The organism is Calidifontibacter indicus (assembly GCF_003386865.1).
Taxonomy (GTDB): Bacteria; Actinomycetota; Actinomycetes; order Actinomycetales; family Dermatophilaceae; genus Yimella; species Yimella indica.
Map to the genome: position 1 here is coordinate 820,621 of NZ_QTUA01000001.1, position 21,333 is coordinate 841,953.

General features: G+C 68.4%; 19 protein-coding genes, 1 tRNA gene and 1 pseudogene. 16 read left to right on the top strand and 5 right to left on the bottom strand.

Annotated features, from left to right (window positions below; translation table 11 throughout):
* Positions 1 to 412 precede the first annotated feature (412 nt).
* Positions 413 to 2,275, bottom strand: a complete 1,863-nt coding sequence (locus DFJ65_RS03875; protein WP_115921894.1) for an acyl-CoA dehydrogenase — start codon at positions 2,273 to 2,275, stop codon at positions 413 to 415.
* Between the two features lie 177 nt (positions 2,276 to 2,452).
* On the opposite strand from DFJ65_RS03875, the gene cutA reads away from it, so the two are divergent.
* The 16 genes from cutA to DFJ65_RS03955 all read left to right on the top strand — a co-directional run bounded on the left by cutA (position 2,453) and on the right by DFJ65_RS03955 (position 15,674).
* Positions 2,453 to 2,812: a divalent-cation tolerance protein CutA gene (gene cutA, locus DFJ65_RS03880; protein WP_115921895.1), complete on the top strand. Its 360-nt coding sequence runs from the start codon at positions 2,453 to 2,455 to the stop codon at positions 2,810 to 2,812.
* On the top strand, positions 2,805 to 3,260 hold the full coding sequence (locus tag DFJ65_RS03885) for a Fur family transcriptional regulator (protein WP_115921896.1): 456 nt from the start codon (positions 2,805 to 2,807) through the stop codon (positions 3,258 to 3,260). Before cutA ends, DFJ65_RS03885 begins: the two co-directional genes overlap by 8 nt.
* A gap of 45 nt (positions 3,261 to 3,305) precedes the next feature.
* Entirely contained in the window at positions 3,306 to 3,827 is a 522-nt protein-coding gene (locus tag DFJ65_RS03890; RefSeq protein WP_115921897.1) for a YbhB/YbcL family Raf kinase inhibitor-like protein, read from the top strand.
* Between the two features lie 19 nt (positions 3,828 to 3,846).
* A complete protein-coding gene (locus tag DFJ65_RS03895; RefSeq protein ID WP_115921898.1) occupies positions 3,847 to 4,557 on the top strand; it encodes a Pr6Pr family membrane protein in 711 nt (236 codons plus the stop codon).
* A 37-nt stretch (positions 4,558 to 4,594) separates the two neighbouring features.
* The gene (locus tag DFJ65_RS03900) at positions 4,595 to 5,899 is read left to right on the top strand and encodes an MFS transporter (protein WP_115921899.1); all 1,305 of its coding nucleotides are present in this window, start codon (positions 4,595 to 4,597) and stop codon (positions 5,897 to 5,899) included.
* Between the two features lie 102 nt (positions 5,900 to 6,001).
* Positions 6,002 to 6,442 carry a type II 3-dehydroquinate dehydratase gene (aroQ, locus tag DFJ65_RS03905; protein WP_115921900.1) on the top strand — a complete coding sequence of 147 codons (441 nt, stop codon included), beginning with the start codon at positions 6,002 to 6,004 and terminating at the stop codon, positions 6,440 to 6,442.
* Positions 6,443 to 6,444: 2 nt separating this feature from the next.
* On the top strand, positions 6,445 to 6,780 hold the full coding sequence (locus DFJ65_RS03910) for a MazG nucleotide pyrophosphohydrolase domain-containing protein (RefSeq protein ID WP_115921901.1): 336 nt from the start codon (positions 6,445 to 6,447) through the stop codon (positions 6,778 to 6,780).
* Positions 6,781 to 6,827: 47 nt separating this feature from the next.
* Positions 6,828 to 6,898: transfer RNA gene (locus tag DFJ65_RS03915), tRNA-Gly, on the top strand.
* 357 nt (positions 6,899 to 7,255) lie between these two features.
* Positions 7,256 to 7,831, top strand: a complete 576-nt coding sequence (gene dcd, locus DFJ65_RS03920; protein WP_115921902.1) for a dCTP deaminase — start codon at positions 7,256 to 7,258, stop codon at positions 7,829 to 7,831.
* 44 nt (positions 7,832 to 7,875) lie between these two features.
* Entirely contained in the window at positions 7,876 to 8,517 is a 642-nt protein-coding gene (locus DFJ65_RS03925; protein ID WP_115921903.1) for a serine aminopeptidase domain-containing protein, read from the top strand.
* A gap of 57 nt (positions 8,518 to 8,574) precedes the next feature.
* A complete protein-coding gene (locus DFJ65_RS03930; protein WP_115921904.1) occupies positions 8,575 to 9,750 on the top strand; it encodes an ABC transporter ATP-binding protein in 1,176 nt (391 codons plus the stop codon).
* Positions 9,747 to 10,388 carry an ABC transporter permease gene (locus tag DFJ65_RS03935; protein WP_115921905.1) on the top strand — a complete coding sequence of 214 codons (642 nt, stop codon included), beginning with the start codon at positions 9,747 to 9,749 and terminating at the stop codon, positions 10,386 to 10,388. The genes DFJ65_RS03930 and DFJ65_RS03935 overlap by 4 nt, the downstream gene beginning before the upstream one ends.
* Entirely contained in the window at positions 10,364 to 11,128 is a 765-nt protein-coding gene (locus DFJ65_RS03940) for an ABC transporter permease (protein ID WP_115921906.1), read from the top strand. The genes DFJ65_RS03935 and DFJ65_RS03940 overlap by 25 nt, the downstream gene beginning before the upstream one ends.
* The gene (locus DFJ65_RS03945; RefSeq protein ID WP_115921907.1) at positions 11,125 to 12,087 is read left to right on the top strand and encodes an ABC transporter substrate-binding protein; all 963 of its coding nucleotides are present in this window, start codon (positions 11,125 to 11,127) and stop codon (positions 12,085 to 12,087) included. The genes DFJ65_RS03940 and DFJ65_RS03945 overlap by 4 nt, the downstream gene beginning before the upstream one ends.
* Positions 12,088 to 12,099: 12 nt before the next feature.
* Positions 12,100 to 13,830 (top strand): ABC transporter ATP-binding protein, encoded by a 1,731-nt coding sequence (locus tag DFJ65_RS03950; protein ID WP_115921908.1) that lies wholly within the window; start codon positions 12,100 to 12,102, stop codon positions 13,828 to 13,830.
* A complete protein-coding gene (locus DFJ65_RS03955; RefSeq protein WP_115921909.1) occupies positions 13,827 to 15,674 on the top strand; it encodes an ABC transporter ATP-binding protein in 1,848 nt (615 codons plus the stop codon). The genes DFJ65_RS03950 and DFJ65_RS03955 overlap by 4 nt, the downstream gene beginning before the upstream one ends.
* 25 nt (positions 15,675 to 15,699) lie before the next feature.
* On the opposite strand, the pseudogene mraY reads toward DFJ65_RS03955, so the two are convergent.
* The 4 genes and pseudogenes from mraY to DFJ65_RS03975 form a co-directional block, all read right to left on the bottom strand.
* Positions 15,700 to 16,798, bottom strand: a pseudogene (gene mraY / locus DFJ65_RS03960) (phospho-N-acetylmuramoyl-pentapeptide-transferase).
* Between the two features lie 150 nt (positions 16,799 to 16,948).
* Entirely contained in the window at positions 16,949 to 18,394 is a 1,446-nt protein-coding gene (locus tag DFJ65_RS03965) for a PGAP1-like alpha/beta domain-containing protein (RefSeq protein WP_115921910.1), read from the bottom strand.
* Positions 18,391 to 18,732, bottom strand: a complete 342-nt coding sequence (locus DFJ65_RS03970; protein ID WP_115921911.1) for a hypothetical protein — start codon at positions 18,730 to 18,732, stop codon at positions 18,391 to 18,393. The genes DFJ65_RS03965 and DFJ65_RS03970 overlap by 4 nt, the downstream gene beginning before the upstream one ends.
* 204 nt (positions 18,733 to 18,936) lie before the next feature.
* On the bottom strand, positions 18,937 to 21,195 hold the full coding sequence (locus DFJ65_RS03975) for a (Fe-S)-binding protein (RefSeq protein ID WP_115921912.1): 2,259 nt from the start codon (positions 21,193 to 21,195) through the stop codon (positions 18,937 to 18,939).
* Positions 21,196 to 21,333: the final 138 nt, after the last annotated feature.

Genomic DNA, 21,333 nt, shown 5'->3' on the forward strand with positions numbered 1-21,333 from the left:
CAGTCGCCCGTCCGGCACCTTTCGGTGGTCACGGACGGGTCGATGCCGAACGAGCCTGCTGAGATCGGGTTTGCCGGTGGTGGCAGGCACCGGACCACAACGGAAGGCTCACGCAGGCGGAACGGCCGAGCCCCGAAGCAGGAACGGAGTGACCTGCTGCGGGGCTCGGCGCCGAAGGAGCCTGCTGAGTTCGGGTTTGCCGGTGGTGGCAGGCACCGGACCACAACGGAAGGCTCGGCGCCGAAGGAGCCTGCTGAGTTCGGGTTTGCCGGTGGTGGCAGGAACCGGACCACAACGGAAGGCTCACGCAGGCGGAACGGCCGAGCCCCGAAGCAGGAACGGAGTGACCTGCTGCGGGGCTCGACGCCGAAGGAGCCTGCAGAAAGAACTAGCGGGGCTCGTTGTCGAAGAATCAGAATGCTTCTTCGGGCAGCTCCATCAGCGACAGGTCGGTCGACTCGAGCATCGCGCGCTCGGCGGTCAGACGCGGCAGCACGTTGGCCGCGAAGAACTTCGCCGCCGCCACCTTGCCGGTGTAGAAGGCCTCGTCCTTGCCCGCGTCGCCCGCGTCGAGACGAGCCTGCGCGATCTCGGCCTGACGCAGCAGCAGCCAGCCGATGACGAGGTCGCCGGCCGACAGCAGGAAGCGCGTGGTGTTGAGGCCGACCTTGTAGATCGACTTGGGGTCGTTCTTCGGGTCCATCGAGCCCAGCGCGGTCATGGCGAGGTTCTCGACCATGCCCTGGACGTCCTCGATCGCCTTGCCGAGGTAGTCGCGCTCGCTGCGCAGCTTGTCGTCGCCCGCGCCGCCCTTGGCGGTCTGCATCATCTGCTCGGCGAGCGAGCCGAGGGCCACGAACTGGTCCTTGAGGATCTTGCGGAACAGGAAGTCCTGACCCTGGATCGCAGTGGTGCCCTCGTACAGGGTGTCGATCTTCGCGTCGCGGATGTACTGCTCGATCGGGTACTCCTGCAGGAAGCCGGAGCCGCCGAAGGTCTGCAGCGACTCGGTGCCGAGCAGCACCCACGCACGCTCCGAACCCAGACCCTTCACGATCGGCAGCAGCAGGTCGTTGAGGCGGGCCGCGAGCTGCGCCGGCGAACCGTCGGCGAAGGTCTCCTCGCCGGTGGCCAGGAACTCCTGGTCGACGGTGTCCTGCTGGCTGGCGGTGAACAGCACCAGCGCGCGCAGGCCCTCGGCGTACGCCTTCTGCAGCATCAGCGAGCGGCGGACGTCGGGGTGGTGGGTGATGGTGACGCGCGGGGCGTCCTTCGCCGGGGTCGTCATGTCGGCGCCCTGCACGCGCTCCTTGGCGTACTCCAGCGCGTTCAGGTAACCGGTCGACAGGGTGGCGATCGCCTTGGTGCCGACGAGCATGCGGGCATGCTCGATGACGCGGAACATCTGGGCGATGCCGTCGTGCTCGTCGCCGAGCAGGGTGCCGATCGCGGGGGCGCCGTCGCCGAAGGTGAGCTCGCAGGTGGTCGACACCTTCAAGCCCATCTTCTTCTCGACGTTGGTCGTGTAGACGCCGTTGCGCTCGCCGAGCTCACCGGTGTCGGGGTCGACGTGGAACTTCGGCACGATGAACAGCGACAGGCCCTTGGTGCCCGGACCGGCGCCCTCAGGGCGAGCCAGCACGAAGTGCACGACGTTGTCGGTCATGTCCGACTCGCCGGAGGTGATGAAGCGCTTCACACCCGTGATGTGCCAGGTGCCGTCGGGCTGCTGCACGGCCTTGGTGCGGCCGGCGCCGACGTCGGAACCGGCGTCGGGCTCGGTGAGCACCATCGTGCAGTGCCAGCCCTTCTCCACGATGTGGTGGGCAAGCTTCTTCTGCTCGTCGGTGCCGAGCAGGTAGAGCAGCTTGCCGAAGGCGTAGCCGGCGGCGAACATCGCGATGGCCGGGTTGGCGCCGAGCACCATCTCGTTCATCGCCCACTTCAGGCTCGGCGGCGCGACGGTGCCACCCAGCTCCTCGTTGACGTCGACGCTCCAGAAGCCCGACTCCTGGTAGGTGCGGTAGCTCTTCTTGAACGACTCCGGCATGGCGACCGACTTGGTCTCGGGGTCGTAGACCGGGGGGTTGCGGTCGGCGTCGACGAAGGACGCGGCGAGGTCGGTCTCGGCGAGACGCGCGACCTCCTTGATCATTTCGCGTGCGGTGTCGGCGTCGAGGTCGGCGTACGGACCGGTGCCGAGCACCTCGTCGCGACCGAGCACCTCGAAGAGGTTGAACTCGATGTCACGGACGTTGCTCTTGTAGTGAGTCAACTTTCTCGCTCCTGTTCGAAGGCTGCGGCGTTACTCGTCGCGATAGGTATCGATAGGTACAGGTAGTTACTTCCTAGTATCCATGATGCTACTCGCTGGTAAGGGGCACAAACCGGGGTCTCGGAAAATGGTCTGTCCAACCACTGCGAAGCTGCCGGGAACTGGGACGATGGGGGCATGCAGTCGCCAGGAGAGACCGAGCCTGATCGGGAGCCCGGTTACGAGTTCGTGCAGGTACACATCACCGTCCCGGGCGCCGGTCTGGCGCGCGACATGGCCGACGATCTCGTCGGGTCGCAGCTGGCGGCCTGCGTGCAGGTGATCGGTGACATCGGCTCGGTCTACACCTGGGACGGCGACATCGAACGTGCCGATGAGTCGCTGATCATCGCCAAGACCGCGACGACCCGGTTCGCCGCGCTCGCCGCGCGGGTGCGCGAGCGGCACCCGTACGAGGTGCCCCAGGTGACCGCCACCCCGATCGTCGCGGTCGACGAGGCGTACGCGGCGTGGATGCGGTCGGTGCTCGGTGACTGAGCGGGCGCACACCCACCCGTCCGTCGGTGTCGACGGGGCGATCGCCGCCGTGCGGGCCCGCGGCGAGCGGGTGACGACGGCCCGCCGCGCGGTGATCGAGGCGCTCGCCGCTGAGCCGCACCAGGACGCCGAGGCGGTCGCCGCGCGGGTGTCGCGCGACCAGCCGGGGGTGCATCGGGCGACGATCTACCGCACCCTGCAGTCCCTGGTCGAACTCGGCGTGCTCGCCCATACCCACGTGCCGGACGGCGCGACGATCTACCACTTGGCCGTCGGCGCCCACGGGCACACCCATCTGCAGTGCGCCCGGTGCGGCCGGATGTTCGACATCCCGATCGACTGGCTCGCCGAACTGGCCGACCGGGTCGACCAGCGGCTCGGATTCGCGCTCGACCCGGGGCACGCCGCGCTGCTCGGCACCTGCTGCGACTGTCTCGACCCGAAGTGACCCCCGAACCGCCACAGGCGGCACCCGAAGGAGTTGAGTAGAGCCATGACCTCTCTGGAACGCAAACAACCGCCGAACCCGTACGACCACCTGCCGAAGCTGCCCGATTTCCACCTCACCAGTGACGACGTCACCGACGGGGAGCCGTTGAAGTCCGATCAGGTCGCCTCCGAGGGCAACGCCTCGCCGCAGCTGTCCTGGGCCGACGCCCCCGAGGGCACCAAGTCGTTCGTCGTCACCTGCTTCGACCCCGACGCGCCGACGCCGTCCGGCTTCTGGCACTGGGTGCTCGTCGACGTGCCGGCCGACGTCACCTCGCTCGAAGCGGGTCTCACCTCGCTGCCGGGCAACGCGTTCGCGCTGCGCAACGACGGCGGCGAGGCCGGCTTCATGGGCGCCGCCCCGCCGGAGGGTGATGTCTTCCCGCACCGTTACTACTTCGCGGTGCACGCAGTCGGCGAGGAGTCGCTCGGCATCGACGCCGACGCCTCACCCGCGGTCGCGTCGTTCAACCTGGCGTTCAAGGCGATCGGCCGGGCCGTCATCCACGGCACCTACCAGCACTGAGATCGATCACCCTCGACGCATGCAGACCTCGGCGCCGGACGGCGTGTCGCGAACCTCCCGGATGCACGCCGTGACGGCGGCCGTCGCGTGGTTCGGGGTGGTGCTGGTCGGGGTGCTCTCGGCGACCGGGTCGTTCGCGGCCCCGGAGCAGATCGAGGGGCACCTGTTCGGGCACCATCCGTCCGGCACTGCCGGGGTGTTCTCGCGGGTCTTCGACACCTACAGCTACTTCACGGTGTGGTCGAACATCGTCGTCGCGATCGCGTTCACCCTCCTGGCGCGCCGTCCGTCGTCCCGCTCGGTGGTGCAGCGGGTGCTGTTGCTCGACGCGCTGCTGATGATCACGATCACCACCGTCGTCTACTGGTTGGTGCTCGCGCCGACCGACACCTGGCAGGGCTGGTCGTTGCTGACCAGTCCGTTGCAGCACGCGGTGGTCGGGCTCCTTGCCGTCGTCGGGTGGATCGCGGTGGGGCCGCGCGGCCTGCTCACGATCGACCTGTTGCCCAAAGCCCTTGTCGTGCCGTTGATCTGGATCGCCTTGACGCTGATCCGTGGCGCCGTCATCGACGCCTACCCCTATCCGTTCACCGACGTCGCCACGCTCGGCTACCCCGGGGTGCTGGTGCGCCTCGCCGTGATCCTCGTCGTCGGGCTGCTGATCGCCGCCGGTTACAGCGCGCTCGACCGACGCCTGTCCCACCGAAACCGATCTTCGATCCAAAACTGATTGGCGCCGAACTACCTGCGGCGAGGATGATCGTCGGGTGACCGCACAATCGAGCCTCGGCGCCTTCTGGCGCGACCTGCCGTGCGAGGGCAAGTGGCTGCTCTCGACGACCGCGATCCAGTTGCTGGGTCGCGGGCTCACGCTGCCGTTCACGATCATCTACCTGCACGAGATCCGCGGCATCAGCCTCGACCTCGCCGGCACGCTCATGGCGTGGATCGCGGTGGTCGGAGTGCTCGTCACCGGCCCCGGCGGCGCGGCCACCGACCGGTACGGCGCACGGGCCGTCTCGATCTTCGGCACCGTCTGCAACATGGCCGGCGTGATGATGCTGGCGTTCGTCGACTCGGTGCCGCTGTTCTTCGTCGCGATGTCGCTGATCGGCATCGCGGGCATCACCTGGCCGGCGTTCAACTCGCTCATCGCGGCGATCGTCGAAGGACCCGCCCGGCAGACCTATTTCGGCATCAGCTTCGCCCTGGTCAACCTCGGCATCGGTCTCGGCGGCATCATCTCGGGCGCGTTCGTCGACGTGCACCGTCCGTCGACGTTCACCACGATCTACGTGCTCGACGCCCTGTCGATGCTGATCCCGATCGGCCTGCTGCTCGGCCCGCTGCGCCATGTGCGCACTCAGGTCGAGGCGCCGCCGGACGACCAGAACACCGGCACGTCCTACTGGGCCATCGCCAAGAAGCCGGCGGTGCGCTGGCTGCTGCTGGTCACCTTCCTCGGCACCTTCGTCGGCTACGGCCAGATGGAGGCGGGCTTCACCGCGTTCGCCCGCGAGGTCGGCGAGGTCTCGACCCGCACCATCGGGTGGGCGTTCGCGGCCAACACCGCCGTCATCGTGCTCGCCCAGATGCTCGTGCTCAAGCGGATCGCGGGCCACCGGCGCACCCGGGTGCTCGTGGTGATGTCGGTGATCTGGGCGTGCGCCTGGCTGCTGCTCGGGTCGGCCGGTGTCTGGCCGGCGGGGATGTACGCGGCGGCCGTCGTGATCGGGTATCACACGGTGTTCGGGTTCGGCGAGACCCTGCTGCAGCCGACGATCCCGGCGATCACCAACGACATGGCACCCGACCACCTGCGCGGCCGCTACAACGCGCTGTCGTCGGGCGCGTTCCAAGCGGGCGCGGTGGCCGGACCGATCGTCGCGGGCTTCCTGCTGCGGCACCAGCTCAACGCGCCGTTCATCGCGATGCTCGTGGCCGGGTGCGCCTTGATGGCGGTGCTCGCGGTGGCCCTGGAGAAGCTGATCAGCCCGAAGGTGAACGGCATTCCCGACGACCTCAGCCCGGCGAAGGCGATCGCCGCGCCGACGCCGGCCGAGACGATCTGACCGGCCCGCCCCACCGTCCGCCCGGCCCGCCCCACCCGCAAACGCTGCGCTCACCGACAGACGCTGCTGTTGCAACAGCACCGTGTGCCTAGGCTGTGCGGCATGAGTGACGTGCTGCTGGTGCTCAACGGGCCCAACCTCAACCTGCTCGGCGAACGCGACCCCGAGCAGTACGGTCGCGACACCCTCGCCGACATCGAGGGCGCCGTGCGCACCCGGGCGAGCAGCCACGGGTTCGAGGTCGACTTCCGCCAGTCGAACTACGAGGGCGAACTCATCAGCTGGATCCAGGAAACCCGGGGCAAGGTCGCCGGCCTCGTGTTCAACCCGGCCGGCTACAGCCACACGTCCGTCGCCATCGCCGACGCACTCGACCTGTTCGACGCCCCGATCGTCGAGGTGCACCTGTCGAACATCCACAAGCGCGAACCGTTCCGGCACCACTCGTACGTCTCGGCCGTCGCCTCCGGTGTGATCGCGGGGCTCGGTGCCCACGGATACGAATTGGCCGTCGACGCGGTCGCCCGGCTCGCGGGGCGCTGACCATGGAACTCAACGAGTGGGCCGACCGGATCGAGCACATCTCGGCCGGCTACGGCCGGGTCTACGGCGTCGAGCGCACCCCCGAGTGGGTGTTGTTGAAGCTGACCGAGGAGGTCGGCGAACTCGCGCAGGCCTGGTTGACGGCATCCGGGCAGGGGCGCGACCGCGGTCTCGACACCCACGAGAAGCAGCAGGCGCTCGCGGCGGAATGGGCCGACGCGTTCGGGATGATGCTGGTGTTCGCCCGGCGAGCCGGCATCGACCTCGAGGACGCACTGACCACGAAGTGGCTGAAATGGGAAACCGACTACACCGACGAAACAGCGGTCAAGGGGTGATCTTTCCGCCCGAATTGCGGGCGGTTACACTGCTGCGAGCAAGTCACGCGAGTGTAGTTCAATGGTAGAACATCAGCTTCCCAAGCTGAATACGCGAGTTCGATTCTCGTCACTCGCTCTTTTTCTGGAGCCTCCTTCGGCGTTCGGTCGCCGGGCAGTCACTCCGTTCCTGCCCGGCGACCGAGCCGTCCCGGCTCCGTGAGCCTTTTGCTGTGGTCCGGTGGTTGCCACCACCGGCGGTTTTGAATTCGTTTGGAGCCTCCTTCGGCGTTCGGTCGCCGGGCAGTCACTCCGTTCCTGCCCGGCGACCGAGCCGTCCCGGCTCCGTGAGCCTTTCGCTGTGGTCCGGTGGTTGCCACCACCGGCGGTTTTGAATTCGTTTGGAGCCTCCTTCGGCGTTCGGCTCGTCGCTCCTTCGTCGCCGAAATTCCGGCCGACGCGGCAACACTCACACAATCATCGGTAGGTTGGCCCCGTGCTGCTCTCCGACCGCGACATCCTGGCCCAGATCGACGCCGGCCGCGTCGTCCTCGACCCGTGGGACGAGGGCATGGTCCAGCCGTCGAGCGTCGACATCCGGCTCGACAAGTTCTTCCGGCTGTTCGACAACCACAAGTACCCCTACATCGACCCCAGCGAGGAACAGGACGAACTCACCCGCCTGGTCGAGGTCGACTCCGACGAGGCGTTCGTGCTGCACCCGGGCGAGTTCGTGCTCGGCTCCACCTTCGAGACGATCACGCTGCCCGACGACGTCGCCGCGCGCGTGGAGGGCAAGTCGAGCCTCGGACGGCTGGGGTTGCTGACCCACGCGACCGCCGGGTTCGTCGACCCGGGCTTCAGTGGCCACGTCACCTTGGAGCTGTCGAACGTCGCCACCCTCCCGATCAAGCTGTGGCCGGGGATGAAGATCGGCCAGCTGTGCTTCTTCCAGCTGTCGAGCCCGGCCGAAAACCCTTACGGCAGTGAGAAGTACGGCTCGCACTACCAGGGGCAGCGCGGGCCGACGGCGAGCCGGTCGTACAAGAACTTCCACCGCACCCAGGTCTGAAGCAGACGCTCGTGAAGACCTCGTGAGCCGAGGGTGAGCAGAGGGTGAGCCCGGTTGAGAAGGGCCCGGGTCACGGCAAGGCGCGGCCGGTGCTGGTGCTGCCGCAGACGCCTGACGAGCCGCGCGGGGTCGTGCTGATGCTGCACGGCGGCGAGGTCGACGACGTCCGCCCGCTGCGCCGCTGGGACCCGTCCGCGGTGGTCATGCGGGTGATGACCGAGAAGCTGGCCGAGCGCCAACCGGATCTGGCGTTCGTGCGACTGCTCAACGCGGTCGGCGGGTGGAACGAACCGATCCGCTCGCCGGTGGCCGACGCGGAGTGGGCGCTGATGCGATTGCGCCAGCTGTATCCGGGGCTGCCGATCGCGGTCGTGGGCCATTCGATGGGCGGGCGCACCGCCTTCGAACTCGCCGGCACCCAGCCGCTGGCCGCACTCGTCGGGCTCGCGCCCTGGTTGGCGGACGGCTACGGCGAGTCACGCTTCCTGGGCCTTCCCACCCTCATCGTCCACGGCAAGGCCGACACGGTCACCCGGCAGGACGCGTCCGCCGACCTGGTGCGCCGCATCCGGGCGGCGGGTGGAACGGCCGGTTTCCTCAGCGTCCCCGGCTGGCACTCCCTGGGTTTCCGGTCGGCGATCTGGCAACGGCAGGTCGCCGCGTTCCTCGAGCACTACCTGCCCTAAGGGTGGGATTCGACGCAGAGACCACCGGCTGACCGTGGCTTTGACTATGTTGGAGAAATGATCCGGTTCGAGCAGGTCGTCAAGTCGTACGGCGGGAATGTCGCGGTGGACCACCTCGACCTCGAGGCACCCACCGGGCAGATCACCTGCCTGGTCGGCCCGTCGGGCTGTGGCAAGACCACCACGTTGCGCATGATCAACCGGATGATCGAGCCCACCTCGGGCACGATCACCATCGACGGCAAGGACGTCACCTCGGTAGCGGCCCCCGAGCTGAGGCGCGGCATCGGCTACGTCATCCAGCACGGCGGTCTCTTCCCGCACCAGAAGGTGCTCGACAACGTCGGCACCGTGCCGCGGCTGCTCGGCTGGGACAAGCAGCGCATCGCCAAGCGCAGCCGTGAAGTGCTCGAACTCGTCGGTCTGCCAGGCGAATTCGCCGACCGCTATCCCTCACAGCTGTCCGGTGGTCAGCAGCAGCGCGTCGGGGTAGCGCGGGCGCTCGCCGCCGACCCGCCGGTGATGCTCATGGACGAACCGTTCAGCGCGGTCGACCCGCTGGTGCGCGACCAACTCCAAGACGAGTTCCTCAAGCTGCAGCACGAACTCGGCAAGACCATCGTGTTCGTCACCCACGACATCGACGAGGCGATGAAGCTCGGCGACCAGGTCGCGGTGATGCGCGTCGGTGGCAAGCTCGCCCAGCTCGCCACTCCCGAGTATCTGCTCGCCCACCCGATCGACGACTTCGTCGCAGACTTCGTCGGACGCGACCGCGGCTACCGCGCGCTCAGCTTCCAGCAGTCGCCGCGTTTCGCGGTGCACACCGAGCCGACCGTGCCGCTCGGCGCCGGTGTCGACGACGCGCGTGCGGCCACCACCGACCGCTGGTTGTTGGTGGTCGACGGCGACCGACCACAGGGCTGGGTCGAGCCGCAGCGCATCGACGCCCCGATCGAGCCCTCGATGCTGCACCGGGGCGGCACCGTCGCCCGCGCCGGCGGGCCGTTGCGCACCAGCCTCGACGCGGCGCTGTCGTCACCGTCGCGACGCGGCGTGATCGTCGACGACGACGGACGTCTGGTCGGCACCGTCCGCGCCCACGAGGTGCTGCGCGCGATCGAGGAGGTCGACCGGGTCGAGGTCGATCCCCACGACGTCGCGCCCGAGGGCGCTGCGAGCTCGGCCGGCGCTTCCGGTTCAACCGCCCCGGCCGGTGAGGCCGGGCCGTGAACTACGTCGCCGACCACTGGTCCGACATCCTCCAGCGGGCCTGGCAGCACACGCTGCTGTCCGGCATCCCGCTGCTCATCGGTCTCGCGCTCGCGCTGCCGCTCGGGTGGCTCGCGCACAGCCGTCCGCGCTGGCGTGGCGTGATGGTCGCGGGCTCCGGCCTGCTCTACACGATCCCGTCGCTGGCGCTGTTCATCGTGATGCCGATCATCCTCGGCACCCGCATCCTGTCGCCCTGGAACGTCATCGCGGCGATGGCGGTCTACACGGTCGCGCTGCTGGTGCGCACGGTCGCCGACGCGCTCGACGCGGTGCCGACCCCGGTCACCCAGGCGGCGACGGCCATGGGCATGACCCGCTTCAAACGTCTCCTCGAGGTCGATCTGCCGCTCGCGGTGCCGGTGATCGCGTCGGGCCTGCGGGTCGCTGCCGTGAGCAACGTGAGCATCGTCAGCGTCGCGTCGCTGATCGGTGTCTCGCAGCTCGGCTACTACCTCACCGACGGTTACCAGCGGCAGTACGGCACCGAGATCGCGGTCGGCATCATCGGCTGTCTGTTGCTGGCGTTGGCCTTCGACGCGGTGATCCAGCTCGTCGCCCGAATGCTCACCCCATGGCGAAAGGCGGTGTCGGGATGATCCTGGAGAAGGTCTGGCAGTGGCTCACCGACGGCGCCAACTGGAGCGGCCCGAACGGCATCCCGATGCGCTTGGAAGAACACCTGATCTACAGCTTCGTCACCGTGCTCATCGCGGCGGCGATCGGCATCCCGCTGGGCACCTGGATCGCGCACAGCGGTCGCGGCCGCTGGTTGGTCACGGCTGCCAATGCCGCCCGCGCCGTGCCCTCGCTCGGTCTGCTGTTCGTCGCGTCGATGTGGGCCGGCTCGCGGTTCAGCAGCGACCTCGGTGCCTACATCGCGCCGTCGATCGTGGTGCTGGTGATCCTCGCGATCCCGCCGATCCTGGCCGGTGCCTACGCGGGGGTCTCCGAGGTCGACCCGGCCGCCCGCGACGCCGCGAAGGGCATGGGCATGACCGGCGGCCAGGTCTTCGGACGCGTGGAGTTGCCCAACGCGCTGCCGCTGATCTTCTCCGGCCTGCGCAGCGCCACCCTGCAGGTGATCGCGACCGCCACCATCGCCGCGTCCGTCTCGCTCGGCGGCCTCGGCCGCTACCTCATCGACGGGCTCGCGCAGAGCCGCTACGACATCATGGTCGGCGGCTCCGTGCTGGTCGCGCTGCTCGCGCTCGTCATCGACCTGTTGTTCGGCCTCGTCCAGCGATTCGTCGTCTCACCCGGCCTGACCGGCCGCACCGTCCGCCGTTCCGTCCGTTCGCAGACCAAGGCCATCGAAGCCACCGGGAGTGTCCGATGAACCGCCCCTCCAACCGTCCGCACAATCGCCGACCCAGCCGGCGTGCCGCCCTGGCGGCCGCCCTTGCCCTCACCGTCTCGCTCACCGGTTGCGGGCTGTCGGGCAACGCGCTCGACTCCGGGTCGGGCGGCGGCGACTGCAAGACCGACAAGCCGAAGGCGGGTGCGGTCAAGATCGGTTCGGCCAACTTCCCCGAGTCGGGGCTGCTCGCCGAGATCTACGCGGGAGCGTTGCGCGCCAAGGGCATCAACGCGACGACCACCGACCCGATCGGCGCCCGCGAGGCCTACCTGAAGGCGCTCGGCGACGGCTCGGTGCAGGTGGTGCCCGAGTACACCGGGTCGTTGCTGACCTTCCTCGACAAGGAAGCCAAGGAGAAAGACCCGGGCGAGGTCTACGCGGCGTTGCTGACGACGATTCCGTGCAGTCAGATCGCGTTGCAGCCCTCGGCCGCCGAAGACTCCAACGCGATGGTGGTCACCCGCGCCACCGCGAACAAGTGGGGTCTGAAGACCGTCTCCGACCTGGCCAAGCACGCCAACGAGATCGTCATCGCCGCGCCGCCGGAGTTCGCCGGCCGTGACCAAGGTCTGCTGGGGTTGAAGAGCACCTACAACCTCACCCCGAAGAGCTTCCGGCCGCTCGGTGCCACCGCCGCGATCGTCGACGCGCTGAAGAACAACCAGGCGCAGGCGGCCAACATCTTCACCACCGACCCGTCGATCAAGGCCAACGACTTCGTCGCGCTGCAGGACGACAAGAAGTTGTTCGGGTCAGACCAGGTCGTGCCGTTGGTGGCCCGGCAGGCGGCGACGCCACAACTGCAGGTCACCCTCAACGCCGTCTCGGCCAAGCTGACCACCGACAAGCTGGCCGAAATGGTGAAGCAGGTCGTCGTCGACAAGAAGGACGCGACGCAGGTCGCGAAAAACTTTCTGCAGGAATCCGGCCTGTCCTGAGAAGGTAGGCGGGTGCTCTCCCGCCTCGTCAAGCGACATCTGCAGCGTTACCCGCAGCTGACCGTCGCGATCCTCGTCCTGCAGATCATCAGCGTTGCGGCGTCGCTGTATCTGCCCTCGCTCAACGCCGACATCATCGACAAGGGCGTCACCCGCGGCGACACCGGCTACATCTGGTCGACCGGCGGCTGGATGCTGGCGGTGTCGCTGGTGCAGGTGGTCGCCGCCATCACGGCCGCGTACGTGGCCGCGCGACTCGCGATGTTCTACGGACGCGACGCGCGCGGCGACCTGTTCGCGCGGGTCGGGGAGTTCTCCTCCCGGGAGATCAACAGCTTCGGCGCACCGACACTGATCACCCGCACCACCAACGACGTGCAGCAGGTGCAGATGGTGGTGCTGATGGGTGCCGCCCTCATGGTGTCGGCGCCGATCATGATGGTCGGCGGCGTCGTCATGGCGTTGCGCGAATCGGTGTCGATGTCGTGGCTGATCGTGGTCGCGGTGATCGCGCTGGGCGTCAGCATCGGGCTGATCATCCGGCAACTGGTGCCCGGCTTCCGCGCCGTCCAGACCAAACTCGACGGCGTCAACCGCATCCTGCGCGAGCACCTCTCGGGCGTCCGCGTGATCCGCGCCTTCACCCGGGAGCCGTTCGAGCAGCAGCGGTTCACCGCCGCCAACGCCGACCTCAGCACGTTGCTGATCCGCACCGGACGACTGATGGCCGCGCTGTTCCCGATCGTGTTCCTGGTGATGAACCTGTCGACCACCGCGGTCTGGTGGTTCGGCGGTCACCAGGTCGGCGACGGCACACTGGAGATCGGCGCGCTCACCGCGTACATGACCTACCTGATCCAGATCCTCATGTCGGTCATGATGGCGACCTTCATGTTCATGATCATTCCGCGTGCGTCGGTATCGGCCGAGCGCATCGCCGAGGTGCTCGACACCGAACCGTCGGTCGTGCCGCCGTCCGCCCCGCGCACCCCCGACCACGTCCGCGGGGTCGTCGACCTGCGCTCGGTCGCGATGTCCTACCCCGGCGCCGACGTGCCGGTGTTGCAGGACGTCACGCTGCACGCCGAGCCCGGACAGACGGTCGCGATCATCGGCGCCACCGGTTCGGGCAAGACGACGCTGCTGTCGCTCATCGCGCGGTTGTTCGACGCGACGGCGGGGGAGGTGCTGGTCGACGGCGTCGATGTGCGCGAACTCGACCCGCATCTGCTGTGGGGACGCATCGGCATCGTGCCGCAGAAGTCCTACCTGTTCACCGGCACGGTGGCCAGCAACCTGCGCTACGACGACCCGGAGGCATCGGACGAGGTGTTGTGGCAGGCGCTGCGCATCGCGCAGGCCGATGGTTTCGTGCGCGACCTCGAAGGCGGCTTCGACGCCCCGGTGAGCCAGGGCGGCACCAACTTCTCCGGCGGCCAACGCCAGCGGTTGTGCATCGCCCGCGCACTGGTCAGCCGGGCCACGGTCTACCTGTTCGACGACAGTTTCTCCGCGCTCGACCTGCGCACCGACCGCGCCCTGCGCACCGCGCTGGAGCCCTACACCCGTGACAGCACGGTCTTCCTCGTCGCGCAGCGGGTCTCCACCATCCGCGACGCCGACCAGATCGTGGTGCTCGAGGACGGCAGGGTCGTCGGGCTCGGCACGCACGACGAGTTGCTGCGCGATTGCGCTGAGTACCAAGAGATCTGTGCCTCGCAGCGAATCGAGGACGCGGCATGAGCGAAAAGACGAACCAGACCGCGCGTCGACCGATGCGCCGCGGCGGCGGGCCCGGCATGGGTGTCGGCATGGGCGAGAAGACGATGGACTTCAAGGGTTCGGGCAAGCGGTTGCTCGGACGCCTGCGGCCCTTCCGCGCCACCCTGACCGTGGTGCTCGTGCTGACCATCGCGGCCGTCCTGCTGTCGGTGATCGCCCCGCGGGTGCTCGGCACCGCGGTCGACGAGATCTACGCGGGGGTCGTCGGGCAGCGTCCGATCGCCTTCGGTGAGGTCGGACGCATCCTCGCAATCGTCACCGGTCTCTACCTGTGCGCCGCGCTCGCCCAACTGGTGCAGGGGTTCCTGCTCGCCAAGGTGGTGCAGCGCACCGTCCAGCGGTTGCGCGACGAGGTCGAGGCGAAGGTCAACCGGCTGCCGCTGGCCTACCTCGACGGGCAACCGCGTGGCGAGATGCTGTCGCGCGTCACCAACGACATCGACAACGTCGGCCAGTCGATGCAACAGACGATCAGCCAGCTGCTGTTCAACGGGCTGACCGTCATCGGCGTCGTCGTCATGATGATCTCGATCTCGTGGTGGCTGACGATCGTGGCGGTGCTCGCGGTGCCGGTCGTGATGCTGGTGACCGCGCGGGTGATGAAGAAGTCGCAGGGTCTGTTCGTGCAGCAGTGGCAGCACACCGGAGCGCTCAACGCTCAGATCGAGGAGACCTACTCGGCCCACGAACTGGTCAAGGTGTTCGGCCGCGGCCCGCAGGTGCAGGCCGCGTTCGCTGCGAAGAACGACGAACTCACCGGGGTCAGCTGGAAGGCGCAGTTCATCAGCGGCCTGGTGATGCCGATCATGATGTTCGTCGGCAACCTGCAGTACGTCATCGTCTGTGTGCTCGGCGGACTGCAGGTGGCGAACGGCGGGATGTCGCTGGGGCAGGTCACCGCGTTCATCCAGTACTCGCGGCAGTTCACCCAACCGATCACCCAACTCGCCTCGATGGTCAACCTGCTGCAGTCGGGTGTCGCTTCGGCCGAGCGGGTGTTCGAGGTGCTCGATGCGCCCGAGGAGCCGGCCGACGCGGCCGGCTCGCTGCCGCCGGCGCGCGGCCGGGTCACCTTCGAGGACGTCTCGTTCTCCTACTCCGCCGAGCCCGGCGCGCAGCCGCTGATCGAAGACCTCAACCTCTCGGTCGAACCCGGCCAGACCGTCGCGATCGTCGGCCCGACCGGCGCCGGCAAAACCACGCTGGTCAACCTCATCATGCGGTTCTACGACGTGCGCACCGGACGGATCACGCTGGACGGCACGGACATTCGCGATGTGCCGCGATCGCAGCTGCGGTCGCGGATCGGGATGGTGCTGCAGGACACCTGGCTGTTCCACGGCACGATCGGCGACAACATCGCCTACGGCAACCCGGACGCGTCCGACGAAGACGTGCTGGAGGCGGCGCAGGCGACCTTCGTCGACCGGTTCGTGCACTCGTTGCCCGACGGCTACGACACGATCGTCGACGAGGACGGCACCAACGTGTCGGTCGGCGAACGTCAGCTCATCACGATCGCCCGCGCGTTCGTGGCCGATCCGGCGCTGTTGATCCTCGACGAGGCGACCTCCTCGGTCGACACCCGCACCGAGGTGCTCGTGCAGCACGCGATGGCCGCGCTGCGGGCGCACCGCACGAGCTTCGTCATCGCCCACCGGCTGTCGACGATCCGCGACGCCGACGTGATCCTGGTGATGGACCAGGGGCGCATCGTCGAGCAGGGCAACCACGAGTCGCTGCTCGCCGCCGGCGGTGTGTACGCCGACCTGTACGCCTCGCAGTTCGAGGGCGTCGCGACCTGACCCCCGAGCCACCCCGTCCGGCGGGTCAGGCGCCGACGACCCACTCGGCGTAGAAAAACCCGAGCCCGGCGGCCACGCACACCCCGCAGATGATCCAGAACCGGATCGTCACGGTGATCTGGGGCCAGCCGAGCATCTCGAAGTGGTGGTGGATCGGGGTGATCCGGAACAGCCGCTTGCCGACCCCGCCGTTGCTGCGCTTGGTGGCCTTGAAGTAACTCACCTGCAGGATGACCGACATCGTCTCGAACACGAAGAGTCCACCGAGCACGATCATCAGCAGCTCCGTCCGGGTGGTGATCGCCAGCCCCGCCAGTGCCGCCCCCCAGCCCGAGAGAACCGGTGTCTCCCATGAAGATTCGCGCCGGGGAGGCGTTCCACCACAGGAAGCCGAAGCAGGCACCCATGACGCACGCTGCCACCAGGGCGAGGTCGAGCGGGTCACGCACGGTGTAGCACTTGCTCGATCCGACGAACTGGCAGTTCTGGTTGAACTGCCAGACCCCGATGAGCACGTACGACCCGAACACCATGGCGCAGGCTCCGGCCGCCTGCCCGTCGAGCCCGTCGGTGAGGTTCACGCCGTTGCTGGCGCCGGCGATCATCACGTTGGCCCACGCGACGAACAGCACCACGCCGAGCACCGTCCCGCCGACCGCGAGGTCGACCCAGGTGTCGCGCACGAACGAGACACGAAAGCTCGCCGGTGCCACCCCGTCGCGGTCGAACCGGGTCGCGAGCACCGCGAAGACGACGGCGACCACCGTCTGACCGACGAGCTTCTGGCGTGAGGTGAGGCCGAGCGAGCGTTCGTGGGTGATCTTGGTCCAGTCGTCGAGGAACCCGACGAACCCGATGCCGACCATCAGGAACAGCACCAACAATCCGGACGCGGTCGGCGGCGCCCAAGTGACGAGGTGGGCGAGGGCGTAGCCGAGCAGGGTGCCGCCGATGATGACGATGCCGCCCATCTGCGGCGTGCCCTTCTTGGTGTGATGGGTGGTCGGACCGTCGTCGCGCACGAACTGGCCCCAGCCGCGACGGGTGGCGATCCGGATGAAGTAGCGGGTGCCGATCAGCACGCTGAGCACGGCTACGAGCGTGCCGATGGGAATGAGCTTCACGGCGAAGCATGCTCGCTCGGATCGACGGACTCGGCCATGGGTACATCTGCCCGCCCGCTCCCTCCGCAGACGCCGCACCTCCTGGCAGACGCTGCTGTTGCAACCGCAGCTGCCGGTGAGCGCAGCGTTTGCGGGTGGGGCTGACGCGGGTCAGGCGGGCGGGCGTTGCAGGTGGTAGTCCTCGATGCTGCCGGAGGTGCCGGTGAAGAACGGGCTGTCGTAGAACGCTCGGACGTCGGTGTCGCTACTGCTCGCCGGCGCCCAGTCGTGGGCCGACTGGGCGTATCGCCCGGCCTCGTGCACCGCGATCGGGTTGCTGTCGTCGCCGTCGCGGGGCCGCGGGTCGCCGGTGATGCCGACGCGGTTCATCGCGTCGGGCGGGCCTTGCGTGTCGAGCCGAGGGACGGGGTCGGCGCGGTGGGCCAGATCGAGCGACGTGACTGCGGACGGCAGCGCGATCCGCGACACGGGGGAGCCGGCGGTGACCACGTGGGTGACGTTGAAGGTGCGCCGGAACTTCGGGTCCTGCGCCATCCGGGTGGCCACGATGCCGCCCTGGCTGTGCCCGGCCAGCAGCACCGGCTCGCTGCCCGGGGTCACCCCGTGCTTGCGCATCGACATCCGCAGTGCCCGCTCGATCGCCGGGTAGAGGGAGCTCGGCAGCCCGGCGATCGCGGCCAGGTTGGCGGTCGCATCGCTCGGCTGCGCCGGACTCTTCGGCGACCAGTCCTGGGTGCCCGGCACTTCGACGATCCAGGAGCCCCGGCCAGTCGCATCGACGACCCGGCGCACCCGGATGCGGGAAGCGGTGTTGTCGGCGTTGGCGCGCGACGACTCGCTGGAGTCGATGCTGTGCAAGATGTCGGACGCCGCGCGCGGGGGAGCAGCGGACGGTGCCCGCGAGGGCACCGGGGTGACGGTCAGTGGCCGGGAGTCGCGCATCAGCCGAATCACCCTGGCCTTCCACACGATCGACGCGGCCTGCGCCTCGAGCGTGGGCGGGGTGGTCGGGTCGATCCGCCAGAACAGCGCCTGTGCCGTCAGGAGCGCGGCCTCGGTGACCTCCGGGTCGTGCGCCATGGTGCGGGTGACGGTGCCGCCGAACGCGGCGGCCCACGCGACGGTGACCTTGCCGGCGTACAACGAGGGGACGTGCATGTCGAGGACGGACGGCGGGGTGCTGCGCAACGCCTGCCCGCCGGCCTCGACCGTCGACCGGGCAAGGAAGAACGCCAGGTGGAACGGGGCCGTCTGCACCTTGATCAGCCGCAGCGACAGCGCGATCGTGGCGTCGGTCGTGGCATATGCACTCGCGGCGGCGCGCAGGGAGCGGGCGGAGTACTCGGCGTCGAAGGCGGTGGCGAACAACCCGCCCGGGCGATGCAGCAGCCACGCCTCGTCACCGGCGATGCCCGACGCCTGGAGCGGCGCGAACGGCACGGCGCTCGCGGGCAGGTGGAACAGCGCCGTGGTGATCTGCCCGGCGCCACGTCGGATGTCGTCGCCGAGCCGGTCGAGCACCGTTGCGGTAGAACGCATGTCGGTGAGGTCGGCCTCCGTCGAGCGCGAACCGCCGGTGCGTTTGGGCTCGCTCATCGCAGCTCCTCCGCAGCGTTGATCACGGTGCGGCCGATGCTGCCCGCAGCTCCCACCACGGCGTCGGCAATACCTCCGGCGGCCGAACCGGCCGCCCGTTGCCGCCGCTCGACGGTGCGGGCGTAAGCACGCAGCGCAGCCGCCAGCGAGTCGGTGTCACGGGCCAGTGCGTAGAGGCGTGATCCGTTGTCGGACAACCTCTTGCGGTACTGCGCCGCGGCGTCGCCGCGCCAGTCGACACCCTGGGCCGACGACGTGCGCCGGGCGTAGCTGCGCAGATCGCGCGCCACACCGGCGACCCGAGCGGCCGCCCCTCTGATCTGGTCTGCATCGTCCATGCCGGCAAACTACGGACGGCGCGCCGCCGCCACCGTCGCCTCGCAGCGAGCTGTGCGCCACCGTCCCGCGGCGGTGGGGCTGTGGGAAGAAGCGGGCGGACACCCGCGCTGCAAGTCGACGAAGAGACACAACGAAGGCCCCGGAATTCCGGGGCCTTCGCCGTCGTCAGCGCGCGAGTTGCAGCGCGAGTGTCCGCTCGCGGGCTACTGAGTCTTCACCGCGGCCAGCAGCATGTTCGCCACGTCGACCACCTCGACGTCGTCGCGGGCGCGACCGTCCGACTGCTCGGCGGTCAGGCCGTCGGTGAGCATCACGCGGCAGAACGGGCAGCCGATCGCGATGCGGTCGGCGCCGGTGGCGATGGCCTCCTGGGTGCGGTTGAGGTTGATCCGCGAACCCAGCTTCTCCTCCATCCACATCCGTGCACCGCCGGCGCCGCAGCAGAACGACGTCATGCCGCTGCGCTCCATCTCGCGGTACTCCACCCCGGGCAGCGCACCGATCAGCTCGCGCGGCGGGGCGTAGACGTTGTTGTGGCGCCCCAGGTAGCACGGGTCGTGATAGGTGACCGAGCGGCCGGTCGACGCGGCGCCGACCGACGACGGGGTGTCGCCCGGGCGGGTCACCGGGGTCAGCTTCTTCTCGCGCACGAGGCGGTTGAGCAGCTGGGTGTGGTGCAGCACCTCGTAGTTGCCGCCGACCTGCGGGTACTCGTTCTTCAGGGTGTTGAAGCAGTGGGCGCAGGTGACGATGATCTTGCTCGCACCGGCCTCGTTGAGGGTCTCGACGTTCTGCTGGGCGAGGGCCTGGAACAGCATCTCGTTGCCGGCCCGGCGGGCGGAGTCGCCGGTGCAGGTCTCGCCGTCACCGAGCACCGCGAAGTCGACGCCGGCGAGGTCGAGCAGTTCGGCCACCGCGCGGGTGGTCTTCTTGGCGCGGTCCTCGTAGGCGCCGGCGCAGCCGACCCAGAACAGGTAGTCGACCTCGGACAGCGACTCGACGTCCTGGCCGAAGACCTTCACCTCGAACGGGAGGTCCTTGGCCCAGTCGAGGCGGGCGCGGGCGGCCATGCCCCACGGGTTGCCCTTGTTCTCGAGGTTCTTGAACAGACCGCCCAGCTCGCTGGGGAAGGCCGACTCGATGAGCGTCTGGTAGCGGCGCATGTCGACGATGTGGTCGACGTGCTCGATGTCGACCGGGCACTGCTCGACGCACGCACCGCAGGTGGTGCAGCTCCACAGCACGTCCTGGTCGATGACGGCGTCGGGCCCGTGCGGGTTGTACGCGGTGAGGGGGTTGTCGATGTCGTAACCGGTGTCGCCGATGAGCGCGGCCTCGAAGACGTTCGGCGCCTGCTGGTAGACGGCGTCGTCGCCGGCCTTGGCGGAGGCGTCCAAGGCGGTGAGGAACGGCGCACGCGCAGCGGCGTTGTCGCGCAGTGTCATCATCAGCAACTTCGGCGACAGGGGCTTCTCGGTGTTCCAGGCGGGGCACTGGCTCTGGCAGCGTCCGCACTCGGTGCAGGTGGAGAAGTCGAGCAGGCCCTTCCAGGTGAAGTCCTCGACCTTGCCGACACCGAAGGTGGTGTCCTCGTCCATCTCCTCCAGCGACTCCAGGGTGACCGGCTTGCCGTCGACCTTCATCGGCTGCAGCTCGCCGAGTGCGGTGCGGCCATCGGCGTTTCGCTTGAAGAAGATGTTGAAGAACGCCAGGAAGCGGTGCCAGGCGACACCCATCGTGATGTTGCGGCAGATGGTGATCAGCCAAACCATCGCGGTGACGATCTTGATCACCGAGATCACGACGATGAACTGCTTGATGCCCTCGCGGCCCATGTTCGTGAACCACTCGCCGAACCACGCGGTCAGCGGGAAGTGCAGCAGGTCGGCGTGCTCGCCGTCACCGGTCTTGTCCAGCGCGTACTCCAGGCCGCGCAGCGTGACGACGCAGAAGATCTCGATCGCGATGACGAGCTCGACGAAGTAGGCCTGCCAGAAGGTCGACCCGAAGAAGCGCGACTTGCGGCCGTCCTTGCCGGCCGAACGCCCCGGGTGGTTCTTGCGGCGGTTCCAGATGAGCCACAGGATGCCGACGATGCCGGTCCAGCCGAGGATCTCGTTGACCCAGCCCCACAGGAAGAAGTGGCCGATGATCGGCAGCGCGAAGGTGGGGTCCCAGACCTGGAAGTACGACTGCAACACCGCCAGCGACAGCATGATGAACGAGATCATCGTGACCCAGTGCGCGATCGCCACGATCGGCAGCCGCGACATGCGGGTGTGTCCGAAGATCTCGCGCAGCATCGTCACCAGGCGCGTGCCCTTGGCGTCGCCCCGCGATTTGTCCTCTCGGCCGAGCCGGAAGCCGGACGTGATCTGGGGGACGGCGCGGGCCGCCATGACAACGCCGACGAGCGTGATGCCGAGGGTGATGACGGCGGCGACGATCTGCAGCGGAGACATGCAGTCATCCTAACGACGGGTTACTCGTGAGTAACGAGGTGGACGTGTTTCTTGCTGTCACTAGTTCTACCCGTCCGGCGGTGCGATGTGGCGAGGCACCCGTCTCATGGACCGTCCCGATCTGGAACGGCTGTCCCA

Bases quoted from the DNA above. Each gene is read 5' to 3' on its own strand.
- DFJ65_RS03955 (WP_115921909.1), top strand. From the start codon at position 13,827: ATGAGCGAAAAGACGAACCAGACCGCGCGTCGACCGATGCGCCGCGGC.
- aroQ (WP_115921900.1), top strand. From the start codon at position 6,002: ATGAGTGACGTGCTGCTGGTGCTCAACGGGCCCAACCTCAACCTGCTC.
- DFJ65_RS03940 (WP_115921906.1), top strand. From the start codon at position 10,364: ATGGCGAAAGGCGGTGTCGGGATGATCCTGGAGAAGGTCTGGCAGTGG.
- DFJ65_RS03945 (WP_115921907.1), top strand. From the start codon at position 11,125: ATGAACCGCCCCTCCAACCGTCCGCACAATCGCCGACCCAGCCGGCGT.
- DFJ65_RS03930 (WP_115921904.1), top strand. From the start codon at position 8,575: ATGATCCGGTTCGAGCAGGTCGTCAAGTCGTACGGCGGGAATGTCGCG.
- DFJ65_RS03910 (WP_115921901.1), top strand. From the start codon at position 6,445: ATGGAACTCAACGAGTGGGCCGACCGGATCGAGCACATCTCGGCCGGC.
- DFJ65_RS03895 (WP_115921898.1), top strand. From the start codon at position 3,847: ATGCAGACCTCGGCGCCGGACGGCGTGTCGCGAACCTCCCGGATGCAC.
- DFJ65_RS03975 (WP_115921912.1), bottom strand. From the start codon at position 21,195: ATGTCTCCGCTGCAGATCGTCGCCGCCGTCATCACCCTCGGCATCACG.
- cutA (WP_115921895.1), top strand. From the start codon at position 2,453: ATGCAGTCGCCAGGAGAGACCGAGCCTGATCGGGAGCCCGGTTACGAG.
- DFJ65_RS03965 (WP_115921910.1), bottom strand. From the start codon at position 18,394: ATGAGCGAGCCCAAACGCACCGGCGGTTCGCGCTCGACGGAGGCCGAC.
- DFJ65_RS03890 (WP_115921897.1), top strand. From the start codon at position 3,306: ATGACCTCTCTGGAACGCAAACAACCGCCGAACCCGTACGACCACCTG.
- DFJ65_RS03970 (WP_115921911.1), bottom strand. From the start codon at position 18,732: ATGGACGATGCAGACCAGATCAGAGGGGCGGCCGCTCGGGTCGCCGGT.